We start from the raw sequence: 14,480 nt of genomic DNA, 5'->3' as shown, positions 1-14,480 counted from the left end.
TACAATCATCACCCAATTTGATACATTTATTCAGTCAGTCAATTCGAGAATGAATCCTCAAATCAACTCCAAAAAAGCTGTATCGCTTTGTTGATTTCGGCTTTACTAATTTGTTAAAGATCAGTGCGCTTTTAATCGCAAATCAAAATACTCTCTCAAGTAAGTTATTCCCTTACTCTTAAAAATCCTTTGATTTTCGATTATGTGGTGGAGGTAAACGGGTTCGAACCGATGACCCCCTGCTTGCAAAGCAGGTGCTCTACCAACTGAGCTATACCCCCATTTAAGATCGTTCAGTTGGTGGGTCTGGGAGGACTTGAACCTCCGACCCCACGCTTATCAAGCGTGTGCTCTAACCAGCTGAGCTACAAACCCAAGGTCTTGCGCATCTTTACTATATTAAACAACCGACAAGTGTGAGCACTGCAACACCTCTTTCTCTAGAAAGGAGGTGATCCAGCCGCAGGTTCCCCTACGGCTACCTTGTTACGACTTCACCCCAGTTATGAAGCATACCGTGGTAAGCGGGCTCCTTACGGTTACCCTACCTACTTCTGGTATCCCCCACTCCCATGGTGTGACGGGCGGTGTGTACAAGACCCGGGAACGTATTCACCGCGGCATGCTGATCCGCGATTACTAGCGATTCCGACTTCATGCACTCGAGTTGCAGAGTGCAATCCGGACTACGATCGGCTTTCTGAGATTGGCTCCACCTCGCGGCTTGGCTACCCTCTGTACCGACCATTGTATGACGTGTGAAGCCCTAGCCATAAGGGCCATGAGGACTTGACGTCATCCCCACCTTCCTCCGGTTTGTCACCGGCAGTCTCATTAGAGTGCCCAACTAAATGATGGCAACTAATGACAAGGGTTGCGCTCGTTGCGGGACTTAACCCAACATCTCACGACACGAGCTGACGACAGCCATGCAGCACCTGTGTTACGGCTCTCTTTCGAGCACCCCTAACTTTCATCAGGGTTCCGTACATGTCAAGGCTAGGTAAGGTTCTTCGCGTTGCATCGAATTAATCCACATCATCCACCGCTTGTGCGGGTCCCCGTCAATTCCTTTGAGTTTTAATCTTGCGACCGTACTCCCCAGGCGGACAATTTCACGCGTTAGCTACGCCACTAAGAGCTTTTAATCTCCCAACAGCTAATTGTCATCGTTTAGGGCGTGGACTACCAGGGTATCTAATCCTGTTTGCTACCCACGCTTTCGAGCATGAGCGTCAGTGTTATCCCAGGGGGCTGCCTTCGCCATCGGTATTCCTCCACATCTCTACGCATTTCACTGCTACACGTGGAATTCTACCCCCCTCTAACACACTCTAGCTTGCCAGTTCCAAACGCAGTTCCCAGGTTGAGCCCGGGGATTTCACATCTGGCTTAACAAACCGCCTGCGCTCGCTTTACGCCCAGTAATTCCGATTAACGCTTGCACCCTACGTATTACCGCGGCTGCTGGCACGTAGTTAGCCGGTGCTTATTCTTTTGGTACTGTCAGCCTCACTAGGTATTAACCAGTGAGTTTTCCTCCCAAACAAAAGTCCTTTACAACCCGAAGGCCTTCTTCAGACACGCGGCATGGCTGGATCAGGGTTTCCCCCATTGTCCAAAATTCCCCACTGCTGCCTCCCGTAGGAGTCTGGGCCGTGTCTCAGTCCCAGTGTGGCGGATCATCCTCTCAGACCCGCTACTGATCGTCGCCTTGGTAAGCCTTTACCCTACCAACTAGCTAATCAGACATCGGCCGCTCGAATAACGTGAGGCCCAAAGGTCCCCCACTTTCATCCTAAGATCGTATGCGGTATTAGCTCACCTTTCGATAAGTTATCCCCCATTACTCGGTACGTTCCGATGCATTACTCACCCGTTCGCCACTCGTCAGCAGGAGCAAGCTCCTCTGTTACCGTTCGACTTGCATGTGTAAAGCATGCCGCCAGCGTTCAATCTGAGCCAGGATCAAACTCTTATGTTTAATCTCTTGCTATTACTAAATTTCTGGTCTGCTTTTTCTCAAATTCTTCAACAGGACTAATGTCCTTGTATACAAATTTAATTTCGCAGTGTGAGGCATTACAGCACTCACACTTTTCGGTTGTCTAATCTTTTAAAGAGCAGCTGCATCAGCAGCGAAGAAAGCGAACTATACAGACACAACTACAACCTGTCAACACTATACACCCCCTGTTTTTGAAAAATTACAATAACCACATGTTTAACATAGGATTTTATTTTAAAATAATCATCAAAAGCCTTTGAGTAACCTATTCTATCTAAAATAAAAGCAAAACAGCAGTCTATAAAAACAAAAATGGTTGCTGAGTTAATTCAGCAACCATTTTACTCGCTATGATTTTATTAAAGCATCAATTAATCATTCACTTCATGACTAACTTCTTGCCCGCCTTCTATCATTGCTTCCAATGTATTATCTTGTTGCGCTGCTCTATTACGATGATACGTTAATCCAGTACCCGCTGGAATTAAGCGACCGACAATCACATTTTCTTTCAAACCACGTAAATCATCACGTTTACCCATTACAGCAGCTTCTGTTAACACACGGGTAGTTTCTTGGAAAGAAGCAGCAGAAATAAAGGAATCCGTAGATAAAGAAGCCTTAGTAATACCTAGGAGGACATTATCAAATCGAGCAGGTTGTTTGCCTTCTTTAAGCATTTTTTCATTTGCTATCATTACCTCTGCTCTTTCCACTTGCTCCCCTGTGATAAAGCTGGTATCACCTGAGTCTACGATATTTACACGACGCAGCATTTGTCTAACAATCACCTCAATATGCTTATCACTAATACGTACACCTTGTAAACGATAAACTTCCTGTACTTCTTGAACAATATATCGTGTTAATGCTTCGATACCTTGTAAACGTAAAATATCATGTGGGTCTACTGCGCCATCAACAATCATCTCACCACGATTCACAACTTGACCATCATGCACCAAAATATTCTTTTCTTTAGATATTAAGGTTTCACTGGCTAAGCCATCTGGATCGGTGATAATTAAACGTTGTTTACCCTTAGTGTCTTTACCAAAAGATACGGTACCTGTTATTTCAGCCAACATACCAGCATCTTTAGGGGTACGCGCTTCAAACAGTTCTGCAACTCGTGGTAAACCACCAGTAATATCACGAGTTTTTGTACTTTCCTGAGGAATACGTGCTAACACATCACCTTTACCAACATCTTGACCATCCCTGATGGTAATAATTGCACCTGTTGGGAAAGCCATTGATACAACAGTATCTGTACCACTTACTTTTACTTCATTACCTGTATCATCAATCAGTTTAATATTTGGACGAAGTAATTTTGACTGACTGCTAGAACGATGTTTTGAATCAATAACAACTAATGTTGATAAACCCGTTTCATCATCTGTTTGTTTTGCAACAGTCACACCTTCTTCTACATTTTCAAAGCGTATACGTCCTGCATACTCAGTAATCATTGGTCGAGTATGAGGATCCCATGTTGCTAAGATTTGGCCTGCTTTAATTGTCATCCCATCTTGCACCATTAAGCTAGCACCATAAGGGACTTTATGACGCTCACGCTCACGCCCCATATCATCATGGATAACAACTTCACATGAACGACCAATAACAATTAATTGACCTTTGTTATTTGTTACATAACGCATTTGGCTAGAAAAACGTACTGTTCCGTTTGATTTTGCTTCTACTTGACTTGCCGCAGCTGAACGAGACGCTGCACCACCAATATGGAAGGTACGCATGGTTAACTGTGTACCAGGTTCCCCAATTGATTGGGCAGCAATCACGCCCACAGCCTCACCAGAGTTCACTCTTTGACCTCTAGCTAAGTCACGTCCATAACAAGTTGCACATAAACCATAACGTGTTTGACAAGTAATTGGTGTACGAACTTTCACTTCATCAACACCAGAACTATCAATTAAATCAACCATTGCTTCGTCAAGTGGTGTACCCGCTTCAATTAGCGTTTCATGTGAGCTTGGATCAACCACATCAACAGCCGTTACACGACCTAAAATACGATCACGCAAAGGTTCAATAACATCACCGCCTTGTACAACAGCCTTCATAATGAAGCCATCATCTGTTCCACAATCATCCTCAACAACTACTAAGTCTTGTGTCACATCAACCAAACGGCGAGTCAGGTAACCTGAGTTTGCTGTTTTTAATGCCGTATCGGCCAAACCTTTACGCGCACCATGAGTCGAAATAAAGTACTGTAATACTGTCAAGCCTTCACGGAAATTTGATGTAATCGGAGTTTCGATAATGGAACCATCTGGTTTTGCCATCAAACCACGCATACCCGCTAGCTGTTTAATTTGAGCAACAGAACCACGTGCGCCAGAGTCGGCCATCATGTAAATAGAGTTAAAAGATTCCTGATCAACTTCTTTACCTTCTTTGTCAATGGTCTTTTCTGTAGAAAGCTCATCCATCATTGCTTTAGCAATCTTGTCGCCTGTCCGACCCCAAATATCGACCACTTTATTATATCGTTCACCTTGAGTAACCAGACCTTGACGATACTGCTCTTCGATTTCTTTCACTTCATTGTGAGCTTCTGCCAATAATGGTGCCTTTTGTGCTGGAACCTGCATATCATCCACACAAATCGAAATACCACCACGTGTTGAATATGCAAACCCAGTATACATTAATTGATCTGCAAAAATAACGGTTTCTTTAATACCACACAAGCGGAAAGAAGCATTAATCAATCGAGAAATTTCTTTTTTCTTCAATGCTTTATTAACATATTCAAAAGGCAATCCCTTTGGTAAAATTTCTGAAATTATTGCTCTACCTACAGTTGTATTATAACGGTTAATAACTGGTGCAAATTCACCTTGTTCATCTAACCGCCATTCTTTAATACGAACAGTGATTTTTGTTTCTAAGTCTACCTGACGTGTTTGATATGCACGATGCACTTCCTTAACATCAGTAAAGAGCATGCCTTCACCACGGCCATTGACTTTTTCACGAGTCATGTAATACAAACCTAACACAATGTCTTGTGAAGGAACAATAATTGGTTCTCCATTAGCAGGAGACAACACATTATTAGAAGCAAGCATTAATGTGCGCGCTTCCATTTGTGCTTCTAAGCTTAAAGGAACATGAACAGCCATTTGGTCGCCGTCAAAGTCGGCATTAAATGCGGCACAAACCAACGGATGTAACTGGATGGCTTTGCCTTCAATCAAAATGGGTTCAAAAGCTTGAATACCCAAACGGTGCAAAGTAGGTGCCCTATTTAACAGTACGGGATGTTCACGAATTACTTCTTCTAAAATATCCCAAACTTCAGGTACTTCTTGCTCTACTAACTTTTTAGCTGCTTTAATGGTGGAAGATAAGCCACGCACTTCCAATTTATGGAAAATGAATGGTTTAAATAACTCCAAAGCCATTTTTTTAGGCAAACCACACTGATGCAAACGTAGGTAAGGTCCAACTGTAATCACTGAACGACCAGAATAATCTACACGTTTACCTAATAGATTTTGACGGAAACGCCCACCTTTACCTTTAATCATATCGGCTAAGGATTTTAACGGACGCTTATTTGCACCAGTCATTGCTTTACCACGACGACCATTATCCAGTAACGAATCTACCGCTTCTTGCAACATACGTTTTTCATTACGAACAATAATATCTGGTGCACGCAATTCCAATAAACGTTTTAATCGATTATTACGATTGATCACTCTACGGTATAAATCATTTAGATCTGATGTCGCAAAACGCCCACCATCCAATGGTACCAATGGACGTAAATCTGGAGGTAAAACAGGCAAAACGTCCATAATCATCCATTCTGGTTTCATACCAGAACGCTCAAATGCTTCTAACACTTTTAGACGTTTTGCAATTTTTTTAATTTTTGTGTCTGAATTTGTAGATTCTAGTTCTTGACGTAAAATATTAATTTCTTGTGGAATATCAAGTTTACGCAATAATTCACGTATACCTTCTGCCCCCATAAAAGCATCGAACTCTTCGCCATGCTCTTCTAACTTAGTATAGTAATCTTCTTCCGTTAAAAGCTGACGAGGTTGCAAAGTTGTCATCCCTGGTTCAGTAACAACAAATGCTTCAAAATACAATACTCGTTCAATATCACGTAAAGTCATGTCTAACACCATGCCCAAACGAGAAGGAAGAGATTTTAAAAACCAAATATGGGCAACAGGTGTTGCTAACTCAATATGCCCCATGCGTTCACGGCGCACTTTTGATAAAGTAACCTCTACCCCACATTTCTCACAAGTGACACCTTTATATTTTAAACGTTTATATTTCCCACATAAACATTCGTAGTCTTTAATTGGGCCAAAAATTTTGGCACAGAACAAACCATCGCGTTCTGGTTTAAAAGTTCGATAATTAATTGTTTCTGGTTTTTTTACTTCACCATATGACCAAGAACGAACAGTATCAGGTGAGGCAATGCCAATTTTAATTGCATCAAACTCATCATCTGCCCCAAGGTTTTGTGGTTGTTTGAATAAATCCAGTAATGCTTTCATGGGTTACTCCGTTTTAGGAGGCAGTCAATTCAACTGCCTCATACTGTTTAATTACGTTCTAAATCAATATCCAAGCCTAGTGAACGGATTTCTTTTACCAGCACATTAAACGATTCTGGCATTCCAGCTTCAATTTTGTGTTCACCTTTAACGATATTTTCATACATTTTTGTACGGCCTGTTACATCATCAGATTTCACAGTCAACATTTCTTGCAAGGTATAAGCAGCACCATAAGCTTCTAGTGCCCAAACCTCCATCTCACCAAAACGCTGGCCACCAAATTGAGCTTTACCACCCAATGGTTGTTGGGTTACTAAACTATATGGTCCAGTAGAACGGGCATGCATTTTATCGTCAACTAAATGATGTAATTTCAAATAATGCATCACGCCCACTGTTACTTTACGATCAAATGCTTCTCCTGAACGTCCATCATATAAGGTAACTTGTGTTTTGGTTTCATTAAAGCCTAATTTTTCAATAGCAGGATCCTCTGCTGGATAAGCTAGGTTTAACATCGCTTTAATTTCTTCTTCTTTTGCACCATCAAAAACTGGTGAAGCAAAAGTAACCCCTCTTCTTAAATTCTGAGCTAAAGCAAGCACCTCATCATCAGAAAATTTTTCTATTTCTTCTGAACGACCTGAAGTGTTATAAAGTTGATTCATCAAACTGCGTACTTCTGAAATTTGACGCTGCTCAGCTAACATAGCATCAACTCGCTCACCAATACCTTTTGCAGCCCATCCCAAATGAACTTCTAAGATTTGCCCGATATTCATACGACTTGGAACCCCTAATGGATTCAAAACAATATCGACAGGACGCCCATTAGCTAAATAAGGCATATCTTCAACGGGCATAATTTTAGAAACCACGCCTTTATTACCATGACGACCAGCCATTTTATCCCCAGCTTGAAGGCGACGCTTAACCGCGATAAAGACCTTCACCATTTTTTGTACACCAGGTGGCAACTCATCACCTTGAGTTAATTTTTTCTTTTTAACTTCATATTGTAAATCAAACTCTTCATGTTTTTGTTGAAGGCTTAGCTTAATCAGCTCTAACTGTTTAGCAACTTCTTCATCAGCCATACGAATATCAAACCAGTCATGTCGTGAAGACAAACCACTCAAATATTCAGCAGTCACTTCTTTACCCTTAGCCAATTTATTAGGACCACCATTGACTACTTTACCAACAATCAATCGTTCAATACGACTAAATGCATCATCAGTAAAAATACGTAATTGATCATTTAAATCTTGTCTATAACGCTTCAATTCAGCGTCAATAATAGATTGTGCACGATCATCGCGTTGAATACCTTCTCTAGTAAACACTTGGACATCGATTACAGTACCACTCATGCCTGTAGGCATACGCAAAGAAGTATCTTTTACATCAGAAGCTTTTTCACCAAAAATAGCTCTGAGCAATTTTTCTTCTGGTGTCAGCTGCGTCTCACCTTTAGGTGTGACTTTTCCAACCAACACATCACCAGCGTCAACTTCTGCACCTATATAGACAATTCCAGAATCATCCAAACGACCTTGCATTCTTTCTGATAAATTTGGAATATCTCGAGTGATTTCTTCTGCACCTAATTTCGTATCTCGAGCAACCACATTCAATTCTTCAATATGAATTGAAGTATAACGATCTTCTGCAACGATTTTTTCCGAAATCAAGATAGAATCTTCAAAGTTATAGCCATTCCAAGGCATAAACGCAATGGTCATATTTTGACCTAACGCCAATTCACCAAGGTCAGTAGAAGCACCATCCGCAATCACATCACCACGCTGAATATTGTCGCCTACTTGTACGATAGGACATTGGTTAATATTGGTACTTTGATTTGAACGAGTAAACTTAATCAAATTATAAATATCAACACCTACTTCACCGGCGACAGCTTCATCATCATGCACACGTACCACAATTCTGCCTGAGTCAACATAGTCAACAATACCACCTCTACGTGCGACAACTGTTGTACCAGAGTCAATCGCCACAGCCCGCTCAATTCCAGTACCCACAAATGGTTTTTCTGGACGCAAACAAGGTACAGCTTGACGCTGCATATTTGCCCCCATCAATGCACGGTTTGCATCATCATGCTCTAAAAATGGAATCAATGAAGCGGCAACTGATACAACTTGTCCAGTGGCCACATCCATATATTGAACACGATCTGGAGTTGAAAGTATGGTTTCACCTTTCTCACGGCAAGTAACCAATTCATCAACTAAACGACCAGCTGAATCTAATGCCGCATTTGCCTGAGCAATAACATAGCGACCTTCTTCAATTGCAGATAAATAATCGATTTCATTTGTTACGGTGCCATCACTTACTCTACGGTAAGGTGTTTCTAAAAAGCCATATTCATTGGTTCGTGCATAAACAGATAATGAATTAATCAAACCAATATTTGGTCCTTCAGGTGTTTCAATTGGACAAACACGACCATAATGTGTTGGGTGTACATCTCGAACTTCGAAGCCTGCACGTTCTCGAGTCAAACCACCAGGACCTAATGCTGAAACACGACGCTTATGCGTAATTTCAGATAGAGGATTAGTTTGATCCATAAACTGACTCAATTGACTTGAGCCAAAGAATTCTTTAATTGCGGCACTAACAGGCTTAGCATTAATCAGATCATGCGGCATCAAATTTTCGGACTCAGCCTGATTCAAACGCTCTTTTACTGCACGTTCAACACGAGCAAGACCTGCTCTAAATTGATTCTCAACCAATTCACCAACTGAACGAACACGTCGGTTTCCTAAGTGATCAATATCATCAACTTCGCCACGGCCATTACGTAACTCTACCAGAGTAGCAATAACAATAACAATATCATCGAAAGACAATACACCAGCATGCTCAGAAGATAAATTTGCTGTAGTTTTTTCTAATAAACGTTTAAACCAATCTGGCGTTTTATCATCTAATTTTTGTTGATATGTTCTTGTATTAAATTTCATACGCCCCACTTTAGATAGGTCATATGAATCTTCATTAAAGAACATCCGATGGAATAATTGCTCTACAGCTTCCTCTGTTGGTGGTTCACCTGGGCGCATCATACGGTAAATGGCCACTTTAGCTTGCAATTGGTCTGTTGTTTCATCAGTACGCAATGTTTGTGAAATGAAATTACCTTGGTCAAGATCATTGATATAAAGGGTATGAATTTCTTTCACGCTATGAATATCTAATTTTGCTAATAGCTCTTCTGTTATCTCTTCATTAGCAGAAGCAATGATTTCCCCTGTATCCGTATTCACTACAGGTTGAGCCAAAATTTTACCAAGCAATGAATCTGGCTCGACATTTAAGCGCTTAATATTTGCAGCAACAATATCACGTACAACTTTGGCATTAATGCGTTTATCTTTAGCAACTAATACTGTGCCATCTTCAGCCAAAATATCTGCTTTAGCAGTTTCACCTTTTAGTCTTTCTGGAATGAGATCTGTTTGCACTCCTTCTTTTGATAAATAATAAGTTTCATTATCATAGAAAGTTTCTAATATTTGCTCTGATGTAAAACCCAATGCTTTTAATAAAATACTAATTGGCATTTTACGACGGCGATCAATACGGAAATATAAAAGATCTTTAGGATCAAACTCTAAATCTAACCATGACCCACGGTAAGGAATAATTCTAGCGGAAAACAATAATTTCCCAGAAGAGTGTCCTTTCCCTTTATCATGTTCAAAAAACACGCCAGGCGAACGATGAAGCTGAGAAACAATCACACGCTCTGTTCCGTTAATCACAAATGAACCACTAGGTGTCATCAATGGAATTTCACCCATGTAAACTTCATTTTCACGTATTTCTTTCACCACAGGTTTAGATGATTCTTTATCCAAAATCACTAACTTAATTCTAGCGCGTAATGGGGCTGCATAAGTAATGCCCCTCAATTGGCACTCTTGAATATCGAATACAGGCTCACCCAATACGTAATGTACGAACTCTAAACGAGCATAACCATTATGGCTGACGATAGGAAAAATCGATGAAAAGGCCGCCTGCAACCCTTTATCTTCACGTTTATCATAAGAAGCGTTTAGCTGTAAAAAGTCAGAATATGAATCCAACTGTGTCGCTAACAGGAAAGGAACGTCTAAAACGTTGGCACGTTTTGCAAAGCTTTTACGAATACGCTTTTTCTCTGTGAAAGAATAACTCATGGAGTCTCCATTTGTAAGTGATTTGCTAGCAATTAACGATAAGCACTTAAATCATTTTAGTGCGTATTGGTAATTACTCAATAACAAGCACAATTGGGCTGGTAGAAAAACTACCAGCCCAAGAGAGGTTATAAAGCTTATTTCATCTCAGCTTTAGCACCAGCCTCGGTAAGTTGTTTAACCATGTCTTCAGCTTCAGCTTTTGATACACCTTCTTTAATTGCTTTAGGTGCACCATCAACCATGTCTTTAGCTTCTTTTAAACCTAGACCTGTAACAGCACGAACCACTTTAATCACATTTACTTTTTGGTCACCAGCAGCAGTTAATACCACATCAAATTCTGTTTTTTCTTCTGCTGCTGCAGCACCGCCAGCTGCAGCGCCACCGCCAGCAACTGCTAGAGCTGCTGCAGACACACCAAATTTTTCTTCAAATGCTTTAACTAGTTCATTTAATTCCATTACAGTTAAGTTACCAACTGCTTCTAAGATATCTTCTTGAGAAATTGCCATATTATAAAACTCCTAAAAATAATTTATTTAAAACAAAAATGATCATTAAGCTGCTTCAGATTCTTTTTTTGCAGATAATGCAGCCAAAGCTCTAGCAAAGCCAGAAACAGGTGCTTGCATAATACCCAACAATTTAGCAAGCAACTCATCCCTACTTGGGATAGAAGCCAACTCAGAAACTTGGGCAGCATCGAGTAAATCCCCATTATAAGAACCTGCTTTAATAACGATTTTCTCATCTTGTTTTGAAAATTGTTGCAATACCTTTGCTGCAGCAACTGGGTCTTCTGAAACTGCATAAACCAATGGTCCGACCATTTGATCAGCTAATGCAGAAAAAGAAGTTCCATCAACAGCACGACGAGCTAAAGTATTTTTTAGTACGCGTAAATATACACCTTGTTCACGCGCTTTAGCACGAAGTGTGGTCATGCTGGCAACACTGATACCACGATATTCGGCAATAACCATAGTCTGTGCATTAGCAATATTTTCGCTAATTTCAGTTACGGCTGCCTTTTTGGCTTCAATATTGAGACTCAAGGTCCACCTCCAATTTACTAAAAAGAAGCTAACGCTTCATTTTCCAGAGCGGCACCACCAAGAAGACAACTTAGCAAGTAAACTTGCTACATAAATCTTAACGTGTTTCCGTCTGCGTAGGGTTTTAGGTAACTAAATTTTAAATTAAAGCAATCCCTACGGTCTTTGACTACCAGTTACCGTAAAGTAACCAGTCCGATTTTCTTACCCAACTTACATCAAATCAGATAAGAAACATTCCTAAATTAATTATTCACACTACCCGTGTCAACTTTTACACCAACACCCATAGTGCTAGAAACAGCAATTTTCTTCACATACTGTCCCTTAGCTGCAGCAGGCTTTGCTTTAACTAAAGCATCTAATAAAGCATTAAAATTAACACGCAAATCGGCTGCTTCAAAAGAGGCACGACCAATAGTTGCGTGAATAATGCCAGCTTTGTCAGTACGATATTGCACTTGACCTGCTTTAGCATTTTTTACAGCTTCTGCAACATTAGGCGTTACAGTACCAACTTTAGGGTTTGGCATTAGACCTCTTGGTCCTAATACAGTACCTAACTGTCCGACAATACGCATAGCATCAGGTGAAGCAATCACAATATCAAAGTCTAAATTACCGGCTTTAACCTGTTCAGCCAAATCTTCAAACCCAACCACATCAGCACCTGCTTCTTTAGCAGCATCTGCATTCGCACCTTGGGTGAATACTGCAACGCGAACTGTTTTACCTGTTCCTTTAGGCAACACAACTGAACCACGAATCACTTGATCTGATTTACGAGGATCCACACCTAAGTTAAAAGACACATCAATTGATTCATCGAATTTTGCTGTTGCAGCCTGTTTTGCCAAAGCAATGGCCTCATCAATAGCATACAATTTATTACTATCAACAGTCGCTTTGATTGTTTTTAGTCTTTTAGATAATTTTGCCATGTTACACGCCCTCCACTTCAATACCCATTGAGCGGGCAGAACCAGCAATAATACGTACAGCAGCATCAAGGTTAGATGCTGTCAAGTCAGGCTCTTTCGCTTTAGCAATTTCTTCCAATTGTGCTCGTGTCACTTTACCCACTTTATCTGTATGTGGTCTTGGACTGCCTTTTTGAATACCTGCCGCTTTTTTCAACATAATTGTTGCAGGTGGCGTTTTCATCACAAAAGAAAATGACTTATCTGCAAAAGCAGTAATCACAACTGGAATAGGTAATCCAGGTTCCATACCTTGAGTTTGCGCATTAAATGCTTTACAAAACTCCATAATATTCAATCCACGCTGACCTAAAGCTGGGCCAATTGGTGGAGATGGATTTGCTTTACCTGCAGGCACTTGCAACTTAATGTAGCCTATGATTTTTTTTGCCACAATTTCACTCCTAAAAAACGGGTCTAACGCAAGCCTTGCTCGCTCCCCAATGAAAAGTTTTTCATAATATCAAAAAAACAGGGATGGCGCAACAAATAATTGTTACGCCATCCCTGTTAGGATTTTATTTAAATTTTTTCTACCTGAACAAAATCTAATTCAACAGGCGTTTCTCGTCCAAAAATTTGAACAGAAACCCTTAACTTATTACGCTCATAATTAACTTCATCAACAGAACCATTAAAATCAACAAATGGACCTTCTGTTACACGTACTTTTTCACCCACCTCAAACTGCACTTTTGGTCTAGGTTTTTCAACGCCCGATTGCATCTGCTGCAAAATTGCGTCTACTTCTCGCTGAGAAATAGGCGTAGGTTTGTTGGCTTTTCCTCCCAAAAATCCACTGACCTTTGGTGTACTCTTAACCAGATGCCATGTATCATCTGTCATTTCCATTTCAACCAACACATAACCTGGGAAAAATTTGCGCTCACTAATGGTTTTTTGTCCATTTTTTATATCTACCACTTCTTCCACAGGCACTAAAATTTGACCAAACAAGTCTGTCATTTCTTCCCGAGTGATACGCTCTGTTAGTGCCCTTTGCACTGATTTTTCAAATCCTGAATATGCATGCACAACATACCATTGTTTTGCCATAATATCACCCGCCCAATATTACTGTATAAATTAACCAACTTAAACCTGAGTCACATAGCCATGTAAAACCAGCCAAGATAAACACGAAAGCGATAACAAATAAAGTTTGTTTTGTAGCTTCATTTCTTGGAGGCCAAACAACTTTTTTCAATTCAATTGTTGCATCACGAACATAACGAGTAAGACGTTTACCCAAATCACACCAGAAAAATATCATAATGAGGGCAACAATCACACCTACAACTGGCACAGCTACTCTAACATAAGTAGGTAAAGTAACAAACTCATAATAAACAACAAAACTCAAAGCCAAAACAAGCACACTAAGGATGAGCTTCACTTTTTCAACAAGTGACTTTCTTTTCTGTTCCTGCATTTCTTTTTGCTTATGCTCCTCTTTTTTAGAAAGAGGTTTTTTTTCTGTTGTTAACTCATTTGTTGGCTTATTAGACATAAGACACCTTCTGTTATAGAAAAAAGACTAACCGACCGATTGGCCGATTAGTCTTGTTTGGCAGGCCAGGAGGGTGTCGAACCCCCAACCCTCGGTTTTGGAGACCGATACTCTACCAATTGAGCTACTGGCCTAA

Annotated in this window: 8 protein-coding genes, 3 tRNA genes and 1 rRNA gene; all 12 read right to left on the bottom strand. The window is 40.5% G+C overall.

Features of this window, described 5'->3' with window-relative positions; all coding sequences use genetic code 11:
• Positions 1 to 205: 205 nt before the first annotated feature.
• Positions 206 to 281, bottom strand: a tRNA-Ala gene (locus AADH04_RS09555).
• A 17-nt stretch (positions 282 to 298) separates the two neighbouring features.
• Positions 299 to 375, bottom strand: a tRNA-Ile gene (locus tag AADH04_RS09550).
• A 69-nt stretch (positions 376 to 444) separates the two neighbouring features.
• Positions 445 to 1,984: ribosomal RNA gene (locus tag AADH04_RS09545) — 16S ribosomal RNA — on the bottom strand.
• Between the two features lie 395 nt (positions 1,985 to 2,379).
• Positions 2,380 to 6,573 (bottom strand): DNA-directed RNA polymerase subunit beta', encoded by a 4,194-nt coding sequence (gene rpoC / locus AADH04_RS09540; RefSeq protein ID WP_434777054.1) that lies wholly within the window; start codon positions 6,571 to 6,573, stop codon positions 2,380 to 2,382.
• Positions 6,574 to 6,620: 47 nt separating this feature from the next.
• A complete protein-coding gene (gene rpoB / locus AADH04_RS09535; RefSeq protein ID WP_434777053.1) occupies positions 6,621 to 10,796 on the bottom strand; it encodes a DNA-directed RNA polymerase subunit beta in 4,176 nt (1,391 codons plus the stop codon).
• Between the two features lie 137 nt (positions 10,797 to 10,933).
• A complete protein-coding gene (gene rplL, locus AADH04_RS09530; protein ID WP_434777052.1) occupies positions 10,934 to 11,311 on the bottom strand; it encodes a 50S ribosomal protein L7/L12 in 378 nt (125 codons plus the stop codon).
• Between the two features lie 45 nt (positions 11,312 to 11,356).
• The gene (gene rplJ / locus AADH04_RS09525; protein ID WP_434777051.1) at positions 11,357 to 11,854 is read right to left on the bottom strand and encodes a 50S ribosomal protein L10; all 498 of its coding nucleotides are present in this window, start codon (positions 11,852 to 11,854) and stop codon (positions 11,357 to 11,359) included.
• A 245-nt stretch (positions 11,855 to 12,099) separates the two neighbouring features.
• Positions 12,100 to 12,795, bottom strand: coding sequence for a 50S ribosomal protein L1 (gene rplA / locus AADH04_RS09520; protein ID WP_434777050.1), 696 nt, complete (start codon positions 12,793 to 12,795; stop codon positions 12,100 to 12,102).
• Between the two features lies 1 nt (position 12,796).
• Positions 12,797 to 13,228, bottom strand: coding sequence for a 50S ribosomal protein L11 (rplK, locus tag AADH04_RS09515; RefSeq protein ID WP_434777049.1), 432 nt, complete (start codon positions 13,226 to 13,228; stop codon positions 12,797 to 12,799).
• Positions 13,229 to 13,356: 128 nt separating this feature from the next.
• Complete coding sequence (gene nusG / locus AADH04_RS09510; protein WP_434777048.1) at positions 13,357 to 13,890, bottom strand: transcription termination/antitermination protein NusG; 534 nt, start codon at positions 13,888 to 13,890, stop codon at positions 13,357 to 13,359.
• Positions 13,891 to 13,894: 4 nt separating this feature from the next.
• A complete protein-coding gene (gene secE, locus AADH04_RS09505) occupies positions 13,895 to 14,344 on the bottom strand; it encodes a preprotein translocase subunit SecE (protein WP_434777047.1) in 450 nt (149 codons plus the stop codon).
• Positions 14,345 to 14,402: 58 nt separating this feature from the next.
• A tRNA-Trp gene (locus tag AADH04_RS09500) sits at positions 14,403 to 14,478 on the bottom strand.
• Positions 14,479 to 14,480: the final 2 nt, after the last annotated feature.

Source organism: Neisseria sp. Ec49-e6-T10 (genome assembly GCF_051132615.1).
GTDB lineage: Bacteria > Pseudomonadota > Gammaproteobacteria > Burkholderiales > Neisseriaceae.
Note: the sequence above shows the minus strand (reverse complement) of the source record. Positions and strands in the feature narration are given on the sequence as shown.